Annotated in this window: 5 protein-coding genes; all 5 read right to left on the reverse strand. The window is 34.0% G+C overall.

The window, feature by feature from the left end; translation table 11 throughout:
- Nucleotides 1-5 precede the first annotated feature (5 nt).
- Nucleotides 6-8,468 carry a non-ribosomal peptide synthetase gene (locus ERL59_RS17710; RefSeq protein ID WP_160647576.1) on the reverse strand — a complete coding sequence of 2,821 codons (8,463 nt, stop codon included), beginning with the start codon at nt 8,466-8,468 and terminating at the stop codon, nt 6-8.
- A gap of 15 nt (nt 8,469-8,483) precedes the next feature.
- A complete protein-coding gene (locus tag ERL59_RS17715) occupies nt 8,484-13,091 on the reverse strand; it encodes a non-ribosomal peptide synthetase (RefSeq protein ID WP_160647577.1) in 4,608 nt (1,535 codons plus the stop codon).
- 16 nt (nt 13,092-13,107) lie between these two features.
- On the reverse strand, nt 13,108-18,030 hold the full coding sequence (locus ERL59_RS17720) for a non-ribosomal peptide synthetase (RefSeq protein WP_160647578.1): 4,923 nt from the start codon (nt 18,028-18,030) through the stop codon (nt 13,108-13,110).
- A 25-nt stretch (nt 18,031-18,055) separates the two neighbouring features.
- Nucleotides 18,056-21,949, reverse strand: a complete 3,894-nt coding sequence (locus tag ERL59_RS17725) for a non-ribosomal peptide synthetase (protein WP_160647579.1) — start codon at nt 21,947-21,949, stop codon at nt 18,056-18,058.
- A gap of 70 nt (nt 21,950-22,019) precedes the next feature.
- The coding region (locus ERL59_RS17730; RefSeq protein WP_235929942.1) for a condensation domain-containing protein at nt 22,020-23,664 on the reverse strand (1,645 nt) is incomplete at its 5' end.

Below are 23,664 nucleotides of genomic sequence, written 5' to 3' on the forward strand. Positions count from 1 at the left end.
GTCAATTATTTTCCGTATATTTGAGCCAAAAGGTCAAAACCCTCTTGATCCAGTTTATCCTGCGCTCCGAAATCCGAAGCTGTTAATGTCTGCTGCTTTTGTCCAATACAATGGTCGATAATATCCTCAAATCTCTGAGGATAACATTCAGCAAATTTTTGCATCATTTCATCATTTACGTAACGTGAATTGTAATGGACTATCATCTGCAACTTGTTATCCATAATGAAGCCGCTCAAATCTAGGAGATGAGTACTATGATTCTCTGGATGCACACTTCCACCGGAATCTTCCTCAGCACTGCTTAAAAGTACTTCTCCCTTCTCACGTAACACACCATCCAATTCCCCCATATAATTAAAGGAAATCTCAGGGTTTATTTGTTCTAAGTATTGATCTTGTAAAATGTGTCTGCCTATTCCAAAGTTTAAACCCTTATTAGGAATTGTTCTCAAGCTTTCCTTAACATATTTAATAGTTTCTCCTAAAGTAGGCTGCTTTTCAAAAAAGACTGGGTAAATATTAGTAAACCAACCAATTGTCCTCGATACATCCAGATCTCGCTCAAATTCTTCTCTTCCATGTCCTTCCATTTCAAGAAGTAAATTTTTATTATCACTAACATCAGTGTAAGCCAAAAGAAGTACAGATAATAAAATGTCATTTATCTCTGTATTATACGCAAAATTAACTTCTGTCAATAATTTTCGTGTAGACTCTACAGAAAGCTCTATTTTAAACTTCTTATAATCTTCTCTGCTTAATTTATATACAGATTCTCTTGAAAGTGAGTTAATAGCTGCAATATCTATTTTATGCCAGTAATGGGTTTCAAACAATTTACTTCTAGCATAGTTCTGAAGTTTCTCACTCCACTCTTTAAAAGAAACAGTTTTAGCTGGTAGTTCCCCATTAAGATTCGAGAAGTAGAGAGATTGCAAATCCTTCAGGAGTATCTGCCAAGATATTACATCTATAACCAAATGATGAGAACTCATTAACAAACGTTTACCACTGCTACCCAAGTCAAAGATCACTACTTTAAAAAACAAATCTTTTTCTAGTTCAAGTGAATCCTTTAAATCTTCACTAATCTCTTTAAGTGCAGTTAGTTGTTTTTTTCCATCGAGAGTTGATAAGTCGAACTTTTCTAACTTAAATTTTACTTCGTCGATACCACGATTCCTTGCTATAACTTCTCCATTTACAAAATTGAGGTTAATTCGTAATGCATCATGATGCTCAATAATTTTTTGTATTGACTTTTCTAAAAGGTTCAAATCAACATCGTCTTTTATAGTGAAAAAGTTTTGCTGATTCCAGTAATGTGGCTTTTCAAAATTTTGTTCAAAAAACCATTTTTGTATAGGAGTCAATGAGATTTCTCCAACTACTTCACTTTGTGAAACTTGATTTTTTTCTCTAATATAATCCACATTTTCTATGATACTCTCCACAGTTGGGTAACTAAGAACATCTTTTACAGAGATAATAATATTCTCTTGATTAGCCCTGGTTACAATTTGAATCGCTTTAATCGAGTTACCACCTAGTGCAAAGAAATTATCTTTTATTCCTATTCTGGAAACTCCAAGTACTTCTTTCCATACTTCTATCAATCTTTCTTGTACCTCATTATTAGGGGATACGTACTCACCTTTGTTTGTTTCTCCAGCAGGTTTAGGTAATCCATTTCTATCTATTTTTCCATTTGGATTTAGTGGCATCTTTTCGAGTTGGATAAAATAGGAAGGTATCATATAATCAGGTAGCTGTTTTGATAAAAATTCTCTTATTTCAGATACATTCAGATCACTCTCTGCCACTATATAGGCACAAATGTACTTACTTTCAGTTTTATCTTCCCTCGTTATAACTAATGCTTCTTGTATAACTCCATAATTTAACAGATTGCTTTCTATCTCACCAAGTTCTACTCGATATCCTTTTACTTTAACCTGATGGTCTATCCTTCCCATATATTCTATATTTCCATCTGATAACCGCTTTGCTAAATCTCCTGTTTTGTACAACTTAGTCCCATTCATAAATGGATTATCTACAAACTTTTCTTCTGTGAGTTCTAATCTATTTAAATATCCTTTTGCTACTCCTTCTCCACCGATAAATATTTCACCACAAACTCCAATCGGCAAAACTTTCATATTATCATCTAAAATATATATATTTATATTATCAGCGGGCTTTCCTATTGGTATAGTTTTATCATTGTCTTTCTCAAAATTATATTTATAAATCATGCATCCAACTACCGTCTCTGTTGGACCATACTCATTATAAATCTCTACATTACCTTTAAAATTTAGATGTATACTATTTGCTAGACTAGTTTTTAGTTCCTCTCCGCCTACAATCAGTCTAGTTATACTAGAATTACTATGATCCATATCTTTGATAATCTCCAGGTGAGCTGGTGTAAGTTTTACTAATTGCACTCTCTTTTCATTAAATACTTTTCTTATTACTGTTTCGTTATCATCTTGTTTATAAATCACAATTCGATTACCCGAAACTAGAGGTGTAAATATGGATGTAATTGTTAGATCAAATGATAGAGAAGAATATAATGCAAAATCAATGTTGTCTCCCCTTACATAAACCTTGTTTGCCCATGTAATATAATTAACCAGTCCTTTATTCATAACCATTACACCTTTAGGTTTACCTGTTGTATCAGGAGTATAAGTTACATAAGCTAGGTTTTCTGAGTTTACTTGCTTTTGTAAATTACTATTTTCACACTTGTACAACTCTTCATTTTCAAGATTTATAACTTCTCTTTGGAAGTCAATGCTTTCTAAAAACTCACTTTGGGATAATAATATCTTCATGTTACTGTCATTCAACATATATTCAATTCTCTCTTGGGGAAGTGAAGGGTCTATAGGTAAGTACGCTCCTCCTGCTTTCAATATGCCTAAAATCCCCACTATCAACTCTATTGAATTCTCCACCATAATCCCTACGATTTCATCTGGGACTACTCCTTTATTCCTTAGTACCCGTACTAAACTGTTCGCTCTCTCGTTTAGTTCACTATATGTAAGGTGATTGTCTTCTAATACTACTGCTATATTTTCCGGTACTTTCTCTACTCGTTCTTCAAATAACTCATGTATTGTCTTATCCTTTGGATACTCTACATAGGTATCATTGAGTTCATTTAACGCACTATTTTTCTCCTCTGGTGTCATGATCTCTATTTTATTTAGCTTTGTGTCAGGATTTTCTACTACTTCTCTAAGAACATTAACTAGATGTCCTTTCATACGTTCTATAGTCTCACCTTTAAACAAAGCAGTACTATACTCTATCACAATTTCCAATCCATCCATTGACTCTGCCACGTATATACTTATATCAAACTTTGATATGTTATGCTCACTTATATACGGTGACAACTTTAGTCCTTCAATATCCAACTCAGCAATTTCTGTATTCTGGAACGCTAACATTGTATCAAACAATGCATTTCTACTCATATCCCGATTAGCATCAACCTTCTCAACTAATTCTTCAAATTGATAATCTTGATTTTCAAATGCCTTTAGAGCATTATCTTTAACTTTACTTAAGTACTCTCTGAAAGTCTGCTCCCCTGATGGATTATTCCTCATAGCCAATGTATTTACAAACATACCTATAATATTGTTCAAATCATCATGTCTTCTGCCTGCGATAGGTGAGCCTACTATGATATCCTCTTGACCTGTATACTTATGTAACAATGTTGTATATCCTGCAAGCAACAGCATATACATTGTCACTCCTTCTATTTTTGCTAAATCCATCAGTTTTTGTTTCAATTTAACATCTATTGTAAATCCTGTTTTTTTACCTACAAAATTTTGTACTACAGGTCTTCTATAATCTAATGGCAAATTAAGAACTGGAATTTCCCCTTTAAATACTTCCATCCAGTATTTTTCTTGTTCCTTTAATCCCCCACTTCTTATAAGTTCATTTTGCCATACTGCATAGTCCTTGTACTGTATTATTAATTCTGGTAGTTCTTTACCTGCATATAACATAACAAACTCATCTATCAATATACCCGTTGATATTCCATCAGAAATAATATGATGCATATCGAACATCATGAGATACTTTCCGGTATTCATTTTTACAATATTAACCCTTAAAAGAGGGGCAATAGATAAATCAAAAGGTTTTATAAATTGATTGATTAGATCATTTATTTTTTTATCCTGTTCATAGGTTGATTTAGTTTCAATTTCTTCATATTTAACACTAAATGCAACTTCTTCCCCTACTTTCTGCACAATGCTTCCTTCAATCATTTCAAATGAAGTACGTAGATTCTCATGCCTCCTTATAATTTTTCTCAACGTTTCTTCTATTTTATAAATATCAACGTTTCCTTCTAATATCACTGTAGATGGTAAGTTGTAAGCTGTCTGTGCACTATCAATTTGATTTAATATATACGTTCTTTTCTGTGCTGACGATGCTTCATAGTACTCTTGTATAGGTGCTTTTTCTATAGAACTGTACATACTCTCTTTCGCCCCTAATAAATACTCTGCCTGCTCTTTAACTGTTGTTAATCTGAATACTTCTCTTAGAGGTATATCAATGTTAAATGTCTTGTGTATCTTTCCAACTAGCATTGTTGCTCTAAGTGAATGTCCACCAATTTCAAAAAAATTATCGTTTATTCCAATTTTCTCAACAGATAATACTTCCATCCATATTTGAACTAAGCTTTCTTCAATTTTATTAGTATGTGCTACATATTCTACTCTGCTAGTTACATTTATGTTAGGGTCTGGTAATGCTTTACGATCCATTTTCCCATTAGGCGTTAATGGAATTTGTTCTAATTGCACAAAATATTCTGGGACCATATAATCAGGCAAATTCATTGTAAGATGATCTCTTAGTTCGGAAATAGATGGCTCACCTATCGCAACATAATAACCAATAAGATATTTGCTTCCATCTTCATTTTCCTTATCAATGACTACAGCCTCTTTAATATTCTCATATTGGGCTAGTTTATTTTCAATCTCACCTAATTCTATGCGGAATCCGCGAATTTTCACTTGATAGTCCTTACGCCCAAAAAATTCCAACCTTCCATCTGGTAAGAAACATGCTAGATCCCCAGTTTTATACATTCGAACACCTTTTTCTTCACAAAAAGGATCTTCTAGAAATACTTTAGCTGTCTTTTCAGGATCATTTAAGTATCCTCGTCCAACACCTATGCCCGACACACACAACTCGCCCTTCACTCCAACTGGACATAACTTGAGATTAGCATCAACAATATAAATGTTAAAATTTTGCAATGGGTAGCCAATTGATATTCTCTCTTCCTCTGGTGCCTGCTCCATCACATAGTGTGTAATATCATCAGAAGCTTCAGTCGGACCATAGGCATTAACCATCTTTATTGCTGAATACATGATAAACCAGCGTTGTACTAACGAGTTTTTAACTACTTCTCCAGTAACAAATAAATATTGCAGGTTCATTAGTTCTCGATTTTTTTCAGACGTATACTCCAATATATCTAAAAGTATTCCAAGGTATGTAGGTACTACTTCAAGAATAGTAACTTGATCTTTTTGAACTTGTTTAATTAACTGATCAGGATTTAACATCAACTCATTCGAGTAAATCACTGTTTTTGCCCCTACTACTAAAGCGGAGAGAAACTGCCAGACAGATATATCAAAGCAATGTGAAGCATTTTGTACTACTACATCCGCATCATTTAAACTTGTCTCATGGATTTTAGCATACAAATGGTTAATCATTCCTATATGCTCAACCATCGCCCCTTTAGGTTTTCCTGTGGAGCCTGATGTGTAGATGACATAACTCAAATCTGATGGTTTATTTATTATTTCTGGATTTTCCATACTATACTTATCCATTATACTTAAATCAAGTACCTGTCCAATATTTACACTAGGCATACTTGAGCTAAAACATTCTATTGATATTGGTGACGTTTTGGATGTATCTTGTATTGTCCAGCGATTTTTACTATAAACAGCAGGAATAACATGCTCGAAATTCGTTTCTCCCTTTAAATCAATACCTTGGGAAGTAGAAACAACAGTATTTTTCTTAACCTTTATTATCACATCGAATCTAAAACGGGTTAACTCATTATCTATTTCCCCAAATTTATTACTGACTTCAAAAGAAATAATTTCAGAATATTTGTGCTGTAATAAATGGAAAAACTCTTTAGACACAAATAAGTCACTATCCCAGTCGAGCTTCACTGGGGCATCTGGATGTTGCTTTTTATAACTTTTAACAGACTCAATAAGTTCAGCCTTCTTCGTCAGATTCATCACATCATCAAGATAAATAATTCCCTCATCGCTCAAAAGGTCAATCGCACTTTTAATTACTTTCTCTAAATAAAGAGTATTGGGAAAATAGTGAACTACACTACTGCAAATGATGAGATCGAAACCTGTCTCCTTAGCTTGATTAATTCCTGCAGCAGACATAGCTTGAAAGTCGATATTATGCAATCCCTCACGCCTTGCTCTTTGACGATTCTTTTCTATAATTACCTCTGACAAATCTGTAGCTAAATAATATTTTACTTGTGAAGCGATGTTAAAAAGCACAAGTCCGTGCCCACATCCAATTTCAAACACCTTAGTATCTCTCTTCAAATAAGGTTGAAGTTTAAACTTAAAATTTTCAATGTATTCATTCATTTCCTCATGGCTAAACTTCTCATCTGTATAACTATTAGACCAACCATAATCATTAATCTCTTCAGTAGAATCTTCAGCAACTAGATTCCATATTTCTTTATATTGTGATTCCGTATGATCAGATGTAAATATATAATCATCTAGTAATATATAACTCTCCATAGTCTCAGATTCCCAGAGTACTCTGTCAACTTTATCCAAGAAAGTACTCTCGCTTAAAATAAGCTTAATCGATGTATCATGAAGAGTATTTATCAACTCCTCAGATGTACACAGTGGATTATGAACATGAAAAGTCAATCTTGCTTCTTTCAAAGCAATACATGCAATAATCTGAAAGACTGGGTTTTCTATCATAAGCCCGATTAAAGTGTTCGGACAAATGTTCTTTAAAAAACGAGCAAGTTTTCCTGCTCTTTGAATCAGTTCTTCTCCTTTTAAAACTAATTCCCCGTAACAGAAAACCATATCTTTTGAAATATTAATATCTTTTCCTTCTATTAAACAGGCAGCTATTCTATGTGTACGGAAAATCTGATTAGAAGTATCAAGAGACTCTAAGTTATCCATGCTAACAATATATTCCAAAGTTGTTCCAGATGCTATTTCTGCATAAAAATTGTTAATGTCCTCTATGGCACTCGTATTTGTAAGAAGAAATTGGGTTCTAGATTCATCAAGAACTGTTTTAATTCGTTCATTAGGATAGTTAGTATCAATCGGAATATATGCACCACCTGCTTTGAAGACAGCAAGTATTGCGATTAGCATGTCGTGTGAACGCTCAAAGAGGATACCCACAACATGATCACGAGTTACTGCTTTTTCCCTCAATAGATGTGCAAGCTTGTTAGCTTCTTTGTTAAGAGCATCGTAAGATAACTTTTTCCCTTCATACTCTACCGCTATTGCAGAGGGTGTCTTTTCTACCTGGTTTTCAAATAACTGCTGAAAGACAGTATCGCTTGGAAAGTCACGATTCGTTCCATTAAATCGATGGATAATAAGATCCATATCTTCGTCCGTAAGAATGTTTATATCATTCAATGGATAGTTAAAGTGTTCGGGTATTAATTGTAAATAGTTTATAAAATGTTGAATAAATTGAGTAATTAATACCTCTTCGTAAATATCTCCTACAAAATTAACAGCCAGAGCCCGACTAGGTTTGTCTATATAAGTAATTACTATATCAAAACGGTTAAGAACTTCAGACCGTTCATGAATATTCTCTGAAATAAAGGCTATATGGAATAGATCATCCACATATAGACCACGCTGGCTCAATTTCTCCTCTAGATTTTCCGTTGGATATATTTGATACTTCATAGCATCTAACACCGTTTTTTTTACAGTTCCTAACACTTCTTTGAAACTTTGATTTGAGAAAATTGTATTACGTAAAAATAGTAAGTTATTAGATGTAAAGTTTTTCTCCCCTTTGAAACCAGTACTTCCGACTAGAGTCTCTTCCTTACCATATTTAGAAAGCACTCCGTTTAATGCAGTCAAAAGAAAGATGTAAAAACCCAAATCTGAGTTTTTACAAATCTTCATCAGTGGCTCATATACTTTATCTGGCAAAGGAATAGTTAAACTTTTCCTCCCTCCTAGAGTTTGTTTATCCTGATTAAACTTTAAAAGTGAGGTTATAGGTATATCATCCGAAAATTTCTGTAACCAGTACTCTTCACTGATTTGTTCAAGTATATTATTTTGAGTATTATTTATCATCCAATATATCCTCCATTAAAAATCAAATTCTACATCTGCTGTACTAGATATACTTCTTTCCTCTTCAGTTAAATAATTTAGTTCTTCAATTTTCTTTTCAGGAGAAGCAGCAATATCTTTCAACAAAGCCTGAAAACGAAGCTGCATTAGTTCAATCGTTGCAGAACGATACAGGTCAGTATTATATGAAATGCTTCCTGTGAACCCATTGGTTCCCTCTTTAAAAATAAACAACAATTCAAAATAAGATCGCTCAATCTGAATCGGGTACTCGCTTATTTTAATTCCACCTGCATTATACGGATGATTTGGAAGATTATCCATAGAAACCATCACATCAAATAGCGGAGAACGAGCTGGATCACGTTTAATTTTTAAGTCAGTTACCAACTGGTCAAATGGATAATTTTGATGTTCATATGCTCCTAAAAGAACTTGTTTTACTCGAGGAACTAGATCAATAAATCTATCTTCAGGTTCTATTTTCAATGGTAAAGCGAGTGTATTAATAAATAAACCAATCAAACCTTCCAACTCTTCACGATTCCGTCCAGCAATGTCAGTTCCAATAACTACTTCTGTCTCTTTTGTATATTTTGCAAGTAGAACTTGTACTGCACCTAACAAAGTCATAAATAAAGTGACGCCAAGTTTCTGACTTAGAGCCTTAACTTCTGTTATTACTTCATCTGAAATAAGATAACGAAGTTTTCGAGCGTTAAAAGTCTTTTGTAATGGACGCGGTTTATCTGTCATTAAATTCAGCTGTGGAATCCCATCTTTAAATGAATTGAGCCAAAAAGAGCGCTCTCGATTCATCTGATCACTAGATAATAACCCGGTATACCAAGCTGCGTAATCACGGTAATTTATGGGCAGTACAGAGAGGGCAATCTTCTCACCATTTAATATAGATCTATATATAGCTAACATTTCTTTAATTAAAATACCTGCAGACCAGCCATCAAAAATGATATGATGAGTAATGATCTTAATAACTGCTTTATTATCAGAAATTTTTAAAAGCTTAACTACAAATAATGGACCCTTTTCAAGATCAAAAACGCGTCTAAGTTCCTTCTGTGCTTCTCTCTGAACAACCAATTCCCAATCATCTTCATTTTGTAAGTCCTCACACTGTAAGTTAAATGAATGGCTGGGATTAATCACAAATTTCAAGTCACCATCGTAAGTTTTAAAATTAGCTCGCAATATTTCGTGACGTTCTACCACAGTACAAAGTGCTTCATTCAGTGCATCAATGTTAAGGCTTCCTTCCAGTAAATAACCTAACACAATATTGTAAATGGTCACATCTTCATCAAGCTGTCCATGCATCCAAATCCGTTTCTGTGAATATGATGTTTCATAATATTCACGCTCTGGCAAGCTAATAATTTCATCAAAAGTTGAAGTCTGGAATTGCATAAGCTTTGAAAACATAGCAATAGTAGGATTGTTAAATAAATCCTTCAGCTTCAATTCAATATCCCATTTCTTTCGTGCCCTTGAAACAACCTGTGTTGCTTTTAAAGAGTGACCTCCCAGTTCAAAAAAATCGTCAAAGATACTAACTTCAGATAGACCTAGAACTTCAGACCAAATGGCCGACATGTCCTCTTCCCATTCATTTGTTGGGCCAGCAAAAGAATCATGCACTACCATCTCACTGGTCTTTGGTTCAGGTAATGCTTTTCGATCAATCTTTCCATTGCTGTTCAAAGGTATATTCAATAATCGTACAAAATGAGAAGGAATCATATAACTTGGTAGATCACTTAAACTATTTTTTTTGATATGCTCTATAGAAAGCTCTTGATCAGTGACATAGTAAGCCACAAGATATTTATTACCTTCATGGTCATCACGATCAATAACTACTGCCTCTTTTATCGCAGAATCTCTGACCAATTGACTTTCTATTTCCCCAAGTTCAATACGAAAACCACGAATTTTCACTTGATAATCTTTACGTCCGAAAAATTCAATATTGCCATTAGGTAAATATCTACCTAAATCACCAGTTTTGTAAAGTCTTCGCCCTTTTTCATTTAAAAATGGATCTTCCATAAAAACATTCTGGGTCTTATCTGGATTATTCAAATAGCCACGTCCAACACCTAAACCAGAAACACAGATTTCTCCTTTAACTCCAATTGGGCAAAGTTTCATATCGGGAGTGGTAATATAAATATTGAAATTTGGTAATGGTCTACCAATTGGTACTGTATTACATTTAGGGTCAAACTCCATTTTAAAATGGGTAATATCGTCTGAAGCTTCTGTTGGTCCATATGCATTAAGGACAGAAACTTCAGGAAATAGTTGAAACCATCTATTCACTAAATTAGGCTTAATCACTTCACCAGTAACTAAGAGATAACGCATCTGAGCAAAGGTATTTCCTTCTATTCTCTGTTTCAGATGTTCTATCATTACAGACATAAATGAAGGAACCACCTCTAAAACAGTTATTCTATCTTTTTCTATTTTTTCAATAAATATCTCCAGATCTTGGGTGATTTCTTTGGGATAAATAATTACCTTACCACCCGTCAGCATAGAGCTAAAGAACTGCCATACAGAAATATCAAAACAATGTGAAGCATTTTGAGCAACTACACTATTTTTAGTCATTTCTAAATCATTCACTTTTGCATGCATATGGTTCATCATCCCTAGGTGCTCCACCATAGCCCCTTTTGGTTTTCCTGTAGAGCCAGATGTGTAAATGACATATGCCAACCCATTAGGATTGTATACTAAATCAAGATTTTCCGAATTTGCATCCTTAATAGTTCCCTCTATATTGTCTATTTCTATAATTTCACCCAAAAAAGCTGATCGTAATTCTTCATTAACAAAAGATGATTTAGTAATAAGAACTTTTACTCCTGAATCAGTTAGAATATCTAACACCCGTTGGACTGGATACTCCCTGTCAATTGGAATATATGCTCCTCCTGTTTTCCAAGTCGCAAGAATCGCTTCCACCATCATCGGGGAACGTTCGAGCATGATTGCTATTAACGGTTCTGTCCGCACAGCAGATTGTACCTGCTTGTCCAAGTCAATGTTTAACTGTGATCTCCCCATTTGAAGCAAGTATTTCAAAACGAATCGAGCAAATTTATTCACTCTGGCATTCAGTTCACTATAACTCAAAGTCTCGTCATTATATATTAAAGCCTGCTTTTGAGGATTTTTTAATGCCTCTTTTTCAAGATAGTGATAAACAGTCATTTCCTGTGGAAAATCTTTCGTCGGCCCACCAAGTCCATAGAGAATTTGTTCTAGTTCTTCTTTGGGTATGAAATCAAAGGCATTCACCGGAATGTCTGGGTTATCAATTATACTCGCCATTAACTTCTTTACATGCCCAGCTATACTTTCGATAAATTTATGATCATATAGCTCAGTATTGTAGAGTATTTTCACCCTCAAATCTTCATCTGGATAAAACTCAATATTAAAGCGATAGTTAGTCCGTTCATACGTTTTAACCTTTTTTAGTGAAAAAGGTTCACCAATTGACTCTATAACAGATTGAATCGGATAGTTTTCGAAGACCATAATATGGTCAAAGAGGTTTTGTTTTAATTCAGAACCAGACTGAATATCCGCTAATGAATAATAAGCGAACTGTTCGGCTTCCTTTAGATCCATTTGTACATCTTTCACAAGTGTAGTAAAGGATTTAGATGCACTATTGTTTATCCTCACGGGTATAGTATTGATAAATACTCCAGGCATCTGTGTGATTCCTAATACATCCGATGGCCGCACAGTTGTTACTGCTCCAAAAACGATATCCTCAGTATTGTTATATCGTTGGAGCAAAATACCCCAAGCAGTTTGACAAAGACTATTCAAAGTAACTTGCATTTGGTTTGCAAGTGATTTTAGTGTAGTGCTTATTTCCTTACCTAAGTGAAACCAATATTCCCCATGTTTATAATCTTCAGAGTTACCTTCATAAGACGGTGGGACTTGGGCTAAACTTTCATAACCGTCCAAATACTTCTTCCAGTAATTGCTTGCTTCTTTTTTATTTCTTTTATCTAACCACTTGATGTAATTACTATAAGGAGAAACTTGATTTAATTTCAAAGGTAGATCATTTAATAGACTGTGATAAATCTGCTGTAATTCATTGAGCAAAATCCCTGTACTCCATCCATCAACTAAGATGTGATGCATGGTGAAAATCCCTTTTGCTTGCTCCTTTGTTAATTGAAAAACAGCAAGGCGTATCAATGGGTCTTTTGCTAGATCAAAACCACGAGAGTTGTCCTTTAGTCTGTACTTCTCTATTTTTGCTTCCTGTGTCTCTCCATCTAGATCGGTCAAATCAAAAAATTCAACCTTGGAATAGCGCTCTGTTGGAATGACTTTAAGTGGATGCTTCACTTTATCGTATACATAGATGGCCCTCAAAACATCATACCGCTCGAAAAGCAGGTTGAAACTTCTCTCTATTTTCTCGTGTTCTAACCGACCATTTAACTCAAGTATAATTTGACCAAAATAGTTCCTCGACTCATCAGAAAGAATAGAGTGAAATAAAATCCCTTCCTCTATAGGTGTCAATGGATAAACATCTTTGATTTTATTCTTTTGCATTACTCCGTCCTCCTTGTTAGTTGATTAGGTCAGATAACTCGTCCAATTCTTCCATGGACAAATCTGAATAAGTCAAATCTGAAGGGGTCAGTTCTGACTCTTCTCTACCAAGACAATGATTAATGACTTGCAATAGATTATCTTGATAAAACTCTAATATTTTTTGAGCAGTGCTCTCTTTAAACTGAATAATGTTATAATTCAATATCATCTGCAACTTTCCATTTGCGACAAAACTAAAGAAATGTAAAGCGTGACTATTTTTAAAATCTGTTTTAGAAAGATACGGCATTCGCACTAAATGAAATTGTGCATCTGTTTCAGTAGAAAACTGACCCAAATAATTAAAACTGAACTCAGGTTCCAATTTAAACTTATTACTCATCTTTAATTTAGTAGGAGTTAAGTATTTGAGAATACCATATCCAATTCCCTTATTTGGAATCTCCCTTAATCTTTCTTTAGTTAACTTAATCTGTTCAGGAAGTTCTACATTTGCATATTCTAGTACTATAGGATACATAGAAGTAAACCAACTAACAGTACGAGAGATGTCAATGTCTTGTATAACTTCTTCACGTCCGTGACCTTCTAGATCAAGTGCGAACCTATCTATTCCACCCCATTGATGTACTGTCAATATCAACGCCACTAATAACAAATCATTAATCTCGGTATTATAAGCCTTATTGGCTTTTTTTAATAAATTATCCGTACATTCATATGTAAATTCTATTGATAGCATATTAAATGTATTGTCTAAAGATGTCTCCTTTGTTTCAAACATTTTGGGCTCTGGATCATCCTTCGGTATTTCTGGCAGTATTTTATCTTCAATCCTCTTCCAATAATCTAACTCTAATAATAATTCTCTACTCTTTGAATATTCATCTAAGCAACTTACCCACTTTTGAAAAGAATCAGTCTTTTCTGGAAAAATAATTTCTTCTCCATTCATAAGAGATACATAACCATTCTTAATATCTTCCAGTAAAATTCTCCATGATATCCCGTCTACCACTAGATGGTGAATAATAATTTGCAAATAATGACCTTCATTAAGTTTATAAATCCCCAATTGCACTAGAGGGCCATTCACTAAGTCAATTTTTCTATGGAGTTCTTTCTCTTTCAAGGACATAGCATCTTTTTCGTTAAACTCCTCCTTTAGATCAAAGACATGTAATTGGAAAAGTTCACTCTGAACTCCACGGTTCCACTGTAGTATTTGCTTTTTTTCTGTGGAATAGACCATCCTTAAGGCATCATGATGCTCAAGAATCCTAGTAAATACTTCTTCTATGTATTCTGGAACCAACTCATCATGTGAGAATAGCAATACTGCTTGATTCCAGTGATTCATCATGGCAAAATCCTGTTCAAAGAACCAATGTTGAATGGGCGTTAGTGGTACAGCTCCATCAACAATGTTTTGGTCAATCTTACGTCGGTTCACTTTCACATAACTGCTTATCTCAGCAATCGTTGGATTTTGAAAAAATGTGGTCATACTCACTTTCATCTGATATTTTTGCAAATGAGCTGCAATTATAATTGCCTTAATAGAGTCCCCACCAAGGTTAAAGAAATTATCATGGATACCTAATTGTTCAACACCCAAAACTTCTTGCCAGGTCTTAACGAGTATTTTTTCCACTTCATTACGCGGGGCAGAATATTCAATTATTCTCCTAATATTTTGTTGTGGGTCTGGTAAACTTTGACGGTCAACTTTTCCATTAACCGTTAAAGGAATAGATGCCATATAAACAATATATGATGGAATCATATATTCAGGTAATGCCACACCAAGGAAATCTCTAAACTCCATCAATGGCATTTCTCGATCACTGACGAGATATGCTACAAGACTCTTATTACTAGACGCATCAAGAAAATCTATCACCACTACTTCTCTCACTGCAGGATGTTGTAAAATTTGATTTTCTACTTCACCCAGTTCTATACGATACCCTCGGATTTTCACCTGGTGGTCTATTCGTCCTTGAAACTCAATATTTCCATTTGGAAGCCATTTTGCCAAGTCCCCTGTTCGGTACATCCGCTCATCCAATTTAAAGGGATTAGATACAAACCTCTCATCAGTTAAATTTTTTCCGTTTATATATCCTCGACCTACACCTTTTCCCCCGATATATAATTCACCCGTTACTCCAACTGGTAAAATCTGACCAGATTCGCCAAGGATATAGATTTGAATATTAAATAACGGTTCTCCAATAGGAACAATAGTTAAATCATTTACCTTATTAAAATTTACATCAAATGTATAAGCGGTAACATCCACACAACATTCAGCAGGACCATATACATTAGTGATCAACGCCCCATTCTCAACCACTTTCCTCAAAAAATTTTCTGCCAACTTTGCAGGCAGTGCCTCTCCACCTATCAGAAAATGTTTGACTGGTATCTTAACCCCATTCTCCAATTCTGCACTGAGTAAAATCTTTAAATGTGCTGGAGTGCCATCAGAGATTTCAATATCATGTTCACGGTAAAATCCCCCTAATTTTATCGGATCTAATTTAACATCATCTGGTACAATGTATAAAGTGTGTCCAAGTGTCAGTGCAGCAAATATTTGTTGTACTGAAGCATCAAAAACATAGGAGGCTACAAGGCTAATTTTTAAATATGCTGAATGATGGCTGTACACTTTTTCTTTAAGTCCATTCATTAAATTTATTAAGTTTCTATGTTCAATCATTACCCCTTTTGGATTTCCTGTTGAACCTGAAGTATAGATTACATAAGCGAGATGATCAGCTTTACTGATCGATTCTATATTTACACTGGATTCAGCCACAAGTTCATCAATCAGTTTATCTATCCTAACAACCTCTAAGTTCCTCTGCTCACTCATCGTCTGAACAATATCTACAATCCACGGCCTTTGTTTTAGTATTTTTTCTTTAGTCAGTAAAATATAAACATTACTATCATATAACATTTCATAGAAACGATTTTTAGGGGAATTTTGATCTATCGGGAGATAAGCACCACCCGCTTTTAGAATTGCAAGCATTCCAGTAATCATTTCTATTGAACGGTCCATCATTAGTCCAACTACTTGATCTGGTCTGACTCCTCTTTTCCTCAAAAGTTTAGCCAGTTGATTAGCCCTTTTATTTAGTTCTCCATATTTAATATCTTTTCCATAAGCCACTACTGCCACTCTCTCTGGATGTTTTGCCGCTTGTTCTTCAAAAAAATATTGAACTGGCTTACTAAATGGCATCACACCTGATTTAGACGTATCTAGTTTAGTAGCTTTATAGTTTATCAAACTTTTCTGTAGATTAACTGTACTTAGACATTCATGTTTAAGTTTAAAATATTTACTGTTATTGCTATTTAAAGAATTTACAATATTAAAATCACTTAAAATCTTGTCTGGTTTTAGACAGATTTGACTTAAAATCCCCAAATAGTCCTCGACAAAAGTTTTAACTGAATTCTTTTGAAATAGCATTGTACGATATTCAAATTCAAACTCCACTGTATCCTTTGTTTCACATGCCACAAGAGTTAGATCGAATGTTGCACGTTTTCTTAAATATTTATATGGTCTTATCCTCAATGAGCAGTTCGAAAATTGATAGTCCTCTTCTCCAATCATATTGAAACACAAGTCAAATATAGGATTTCGACCCATTTCACGCTGAATAGCTAGTTTTTCCACTATCTTTTCAAAAGGATACTGTTGATTAGCAAAAGCACTAAGACTTATTTTTCTACATTCATTTAAAAAGTTTCTATAAGACTTTTTTCCTTGAGGATAAGTACGAATAGGCAATGTATTAATAAAGATTCCGATCATTTCCTGTACATCAGGATGCAATCTCCCTGAAGCAGGTGAACCGATAACAATATCTTCTTGCCCTGTGTATTTATACCAAAGCAAAATGTAAGCAGAAAGGAGAACCATAAAAAGTGTAGCATTTTCCTCTTTTGCAATTTGACGTAGCCTGTTAGTCATGTCCTTTTCTATTGAGAAATCCAACCGATCCCCTTGAAAGTTAAGTAAGACTGGACGAGAATGATCGAGAGGAAGTTTTAGATCAGCTAATGGAGCTTTTAGGGTTTCCATCCAGAATTCTTCCTGCTGTTTATGGATATTAGAAGAATAAAGCTTATTTTGCCAAGATGCATAGTCCTTATATTGCACCATTAATTCTGGTAAGTCTAATCCAGAATATAGATAAATCAAATCCCGGATAAAAATATCTATGGAAGTTTTATCAGAAATTATGTGGTGCATGTCAATAATGAAAATATGTCTTTCATCAGTACATTTCAATAAGGCAACTCTTAAAAGTGATATTTTGGAAACATCAAATGGTCTTATAAACTGATCTGCAAATTGAACGATTTCCTCTTCAGACACTTCCTGATATTCTAATTCAATTACTACATTGTCATGAATTTTCTGCTTGGGTTCATTACCATCTAAGACAAAGGAGGTTCTTAGGATTTCGTGACGATTCACCAATTCTTCCAGAGCATGTTGAAACCTCTGTAAATCAATTTCACCTTCAATCAGCTTCACCCTACTTACATTATATCCGGCTACATCTAGTTCAAATTGGTTTAATGCATACATTCTTTTTTGCACTGAGGATAAGTCATAAGCTTTTCTAACTTGTAACGGCTTAATTGGTATATATGCCTCCCCACTAACCTTATCTGCATGTTTTAAAATAAAGGAGGCCAGTTCTTCAATAACAGAATAATTAAAAAGGTGACTTAATTCTATTTCGACTTCAAACTTTTCAAGTATTGCAGAAAGAAGTATTGTTGCGTCATAGGAATCACCTCCTAAATCAAAAAAATCATCTTCTTTTTCAACCTCATCTATATTCAATACTTCTTCTATTAGTTCAATCAATTGTTCTTCAATTTGTGTACATTCCAATTTAGATATACCTCCTCGCTGTAAATTAAAGATCGAAATCAATACTCACTGTTCTTTCTAACTCATGCTCTTCAGCAATCAAAAAATCTAATTCACCGACTTTCACTTCCGGTTTATTGAGAAGATTTTCCAAAAGATTCAGATACCGTTTCTTCATTAGTTCAACACGGGGTTTATCAAAAAGGTCAGTATTATATTTAATAGAAGCTTTAATTTCTTTTTCTGTACGAATAAATTCAAAAGATATATCCACATTAATAATTTGATCTTGCTTTCTGTACACATGAAAATTGTCAATCTGCAACTCAGTTAATTGATCCATTTCATTTCTATATATCTCTTCTCCTACGCTAAAATCAATATCGGAAATCGGCGAGCGGTTTAAATTCCTCTTGACCTTTAATTTATCAACAATCTGATCAAAATTATATAACTGATGTTCATAGGAACCTAACGTATCCTTCTTCACTTTAATAAGTAATTCTATAAATGTATCTTCATGATTAACCTTCACTCTTATAGGTAAGGTGTTCACAAAGAATCCAACTATACTCTCAAGATCTTTGTGATTCCTTCCAGCAGTAAGACAATTCACTATAATATCTCGTTCATCCGTATATTTATAGAGCCAAATAGCGTAACTCGTGAATAATGTCATAAATAATGTCAGGTTATTTTTTTGAGATATTTCATCAATCTTTTCCACCATTTCCTCTTGCAAGGTAAAGAATATCATCTTTGCTTTTGTGCCTCTAATCTCTTTTCGTGAGCGATCGGATGGTAAATCAATTACAGGTAAATCTCCCCCAAGTTTCTTTAACCAGTAAGATTCATTTTTAAGTAAATGATCTCCTGTATGATAATTATTGAGCCAATTTGCATAATCTTTATATTGCAAACGCAAATCAGTAAAAGGATTCTTTATTCCAGTAGAAAACGCTTCGTAAAGTGATAATAATTCTTTAAAAATAATCCTCATTGACCATGTATCTGCAATAATATGGTGCAAGGTAAGTAAAAAGACATGTCTTTCTTCGTCAAGTCTAATAAGCTTAATGCGAATTAAAGGACCAGTTTCTAAATCAAAAACTGTTACTGATTCTTTTTCAGCCACTTCTCTAGCACGTGTTTCTGCATCAGAATAATTTCGGAAATCTAAATAATCCAGTGGAACATCTATCGATTGATGAATTTTCTGTTTAACTTCCCCATCCACCTTTAAAAAAGTAGTTCTAAAACTCTCATGTCTTACCAGCAAAGTCTTTAGCGATCTTTTAAAAAAGGGGAGTTGCAATTGGCCAGCTAAATGATATGCTGCAAAAATATTATAAGTTTCACCTTGACTTTTAAGTTCATCCATAATCCACATTCGCTTTTGTGAAGGAGTTATCTCATAATATTCCAGACTATCAATAGGTTGAATACCTTGAAATTCAGTCCTATTTTTAGAACTAACTAGCTTCTTAATCTCACGAATTGTTGAAGCAGCAAATATCTCAGCTACTTCCAATTTAACCTCAAATTTTTTATGAATCTCAGCAATCATTGTAATTGTCTTTAAAGAATTACCACCTAACTCATAAAAATTATCCAGTATACCGACACGGTCTAATTCTAAAATCTGTTGCCAGATAATTATCAACTCTCGCTCTATCTCATCCTCTGGAGCAAAATAAGGTGTTTTTAATCGTGATACTTCTTGTAATTGTAATAGAACCTTTCTATCTATTTTACCGTTGGCAGTTAAAGGTATGGAATCAATTTTAATATAAGTAGAAGGAACCATAGGAAGAGGCAATCTCTGACTTAAAAATTCTTTAAGCCTCAGTCCTTCTACTTCCTCATCACAAATAATAAAAGCACACAAATAAGAACCGTTACAATCTAAAACAACTGCCTCTTGCACTGCAGGATGTAAAACTATATTTGTTGAAATTTCACCTAATTCAATTCGAATCCCGTTAATTTTCACCTGGTGATCAACTCTTCCTACAAATTCAATATTTCCATCAGGTAAATAACGTGCTATATCTCCAGTACGATACATTCTCTCACTTGTTCTAAAAGGACAATGAATAAATTTTTCTTTAGTGAGCTCTGGATTAGTAATATAACCACGAGCTAGTCCAGTGCCCGATATATATATTTCTCCCGGTACACCTAAGGGGAGCAAATTTGCTTCTTCATCAAGAATCCAGACACTGTAATTCATCAAAGGAAGACCAATTGGAATACTCGACCTCATCTCAGCTTCATTACACTCATAAATCGTTGTATTTATCGTTGCCTCTGTAGGTCCATAGATATTAATTAGCATGTCTACGTTAAAACTTTCTCTTATCCGTTTATAAAGCTCAATAGAGAAGACCTCACCTGCAATAATAATCATTTTAAATTGGGTTTCCGGATAAGCATCGGCATAGTTTAGCATAAGATTCATCAAAGAAGGTACTGTATTTACCACATCAATTTTTTCTGCCACAATATACTTCAATAGCTCCCGTGGATTATTTTTCACAGTATTGTCTACCAAATGAAGTTGCCCCCCCATTAATAGTGGCCAAAAAATCTGCTGGATCGATGGGTCAAAAGTTGGCGCTGCAAGTAAAATATGTTTTGAATCATCTAATAACATGTACCTTTTTTTCAATCCAATCAGTTGATTAATAACATTACGATGCTCTATCATCACACCCTTGGGTTGACCAGTCGAACCTGAAGTGTAGATTACATAAGCTAGATTCTCCAGAGTTGCAAAATTTTCTTCTACTTCCAAAGCATTAGGATAATCCTTAAGCTCTACTAGAAGAGAATTTGTATTAACCTTATCCCTCAATGCTGTCTCATATAAGATCATTTCTGCCCCACTATTAGTCAACATATAATTAATGCGATCAGAAGGGTCTTCTGGATTCAACGGCATATAAGCTCCCCCAGTTTTTAAAACAGCTAAGATACCTATTACGAACTCATGACATATGTTCGACAAAAGTCCTACAATCTTTCCAGGACGTGCTCCCTTTTCATTTAGTATGGTTGCTAACCTACTAGATCGTTCATCTATTTCCCGGTAAGTCATTTCCCGCTTGCGATAAACCAATGCTATATGGTCAGGCGTTTTCTCAACCTGATCTTCAAATAACTCATGCAAGGTTTTCAACGGATAAGTCCCTTCTGTTTTATTTAAATGAAAAATTCCCTTTCTTTCTTCCTCACTCAAAATATCAATTTGTCCAATATACTTTTCTAAATTATCAGGAATGCTACTCAATATTTTCAATAAATTATTACAAAAAAGATTAATCAATTCTTCTTCATATTTCAATGCGTTATACTCTACTGTAAGATGCAGTATTTCATCAATTTCATTTAATATAAACAACAGCTCAAATTGTTCCAGCTCAGGAACACGACTCTGTATACGATTATAAATCAAAGCCACATTTAAAATTTCGCAAGGTTCAGGGGCATTTCTTTCCTGTAATTTTGCAAACAATTCAGCAAAGTTGTACTGACTATACGCAAATCCTTCCAACAAGATTTGTTTTGTATTTGATACCAATTCCTTAAAGCTCTCAGTCTTACTTAACAAATTACGATAAAAAATGACCGAACTTGATTCAGAAGCTTTCTTCGGTGGAACAGTCCCAATAACCAAATCTTCTAATCCTGTATATCGATGAAGTCCAACTTGCAAGCCAGTAAGAACCAAAATTAATAAAGCTATATCTGACCCATTGCTAACCTTTTTTAGTACATTCCTTATCTCAACTGGCAGTTCAATTTTAACATTTCCCCGTAGGTTCTCACTCCTAGATTTAGTTTGTTGAAAAATAGGTAAATTTATTTTAGGTAATCGTCCATTAAGACGATTTAGCCAATATTCCTCAATAATTTTTACTTTAGTGTGTTCGTTCATCTCAACCTCTCCTTACAAACTACTCATATATCATTACACCCGGATAAATATTTTCTGTCAACTTCACACTTTAAAAATTAAAATTAATATCCTCAACAACAGCAAGTTGCTTTTCAAATTTCGTTAACCAATCTAAATCATAAATCTGTGCTGTACTCTTTGCAGAGATACTTTCCAACAATGTTGAAAACCTCTCACACATTAATTCAATAGTTTCAACTTTAAAAAGTTGGGTATTATACTCAAAATCACATTTAATACCTGACTCACTTTTATACCCTTTTAAGGTTAGATCAAATTTAGCGACCTTATTATAGTAAGGTTCGACTCTATAAGTCGCTCCTTCTATCTTCCACTGGTTAATCTGTTCTTCCTGCCAAGTAAAGAGTACGTCAAATAATGGATTTCTCCCTGCTTCTCGCTTAATTTTTAAATCATCTAATAAAATATCTAAAGGATAATTTTGATTTTCAATCATACTAACTGTACCAACTTTTACCTCGTGAAGATACTCTACAAATGTCTTTTTATCATTCGGATAACTTCTTAAAGGCAGAGTATTGACAAACATACCCATAATCCCTTCCAAATTATCATGTGTTCTGCCCGATAATGGTGTTCCAATGATAATATCATTTTGACCTGAATATTTGGAGAGCAACACTGTGAATGCAGCAAAGAATAACATATATACAGTAGCTCCTTCTCTACTAGCAATTTCTTCAAGTCTAATAGCTATTTCTGGATTAACCATAAATGAAAGTGTTTCTCCTGTATAACTCTTTACCAATTGACGTTTCATGTCTATAGGCAAGTCTATTACTTGGATCTCTCCATTAAGAACCTCTAGCCAATAATCACGCTCAGCATGCATCTTCTCCGAGTACATCATTTGATTTTGCCAAGCAGCATAATCCTTATACTGGATACGCAATGGTTCAAGTATTTCGTCATTGTACAGCTGAATAAATTCAGCTACCAAGAGTTTCATTGAGCTATCATCAGAAATAATATGATGCATGTCAACCATTAAAATATTGTTATCTTCAGTTGAATCCAATATTGCTACTCTCAAAAGGGGGGGCTTAGACAAATCAAAAGGTCTAATGAACTTATCGATTATATTTTGTTCATTCTTATTATCACCTTTAATGTATTCAATAGTGAAATCTATTTCTTCATGTATCTTTTGTATAATTTGTCCATCTATTATTTCAAAGGATGTTCTGATTACTTCATGTCTTTTAATTAGTTTCCTAAATATATCTTCTATCTTACCAGTGTCTAAATCTCCATCTAATTTTATAATTACAGGCATATTATACTCTGTGCCTGATTCTTCAAACTGATTAAGAATGAATAGTCTTTTTTGAGTTGGTGATGCTTGATAATAATCTCTTTTAGGTGCTTTCTCAATATCTGAATACATATTCTTACTTGCTCCTTGAATGTATTCTGCTTGTTGTTTCAATGTACTTAATTGAAAAATTTTCCAAATAGGCATAGCAGTATTAAATTCTTTATGTATTCTATATGAAAGTGTCGAAACCTTAAGAGAATGACCTCCTATATAAAAGAAATTATCATTAATGCCTATTTGTTCAACCTTTAGTACTTCAGACCAAATTCCAGCAAGTCTTTTCTCTATTTCATTCCTAGGCAGCTCATTCTCAACATCTGTATCTATCTCTAAGTCTGGTTTAGGTAACGTCTTT

The organism is Chengkuizengella marina, from assembly GCF_009910845.1.
In the GTDB taxonomy this organism is placed as follows: Bacteria; Bacillota; Bacilli; order Paenibacillales; family KCTC-33759; genus Chengkuizengella; species Chengkuizengella marina.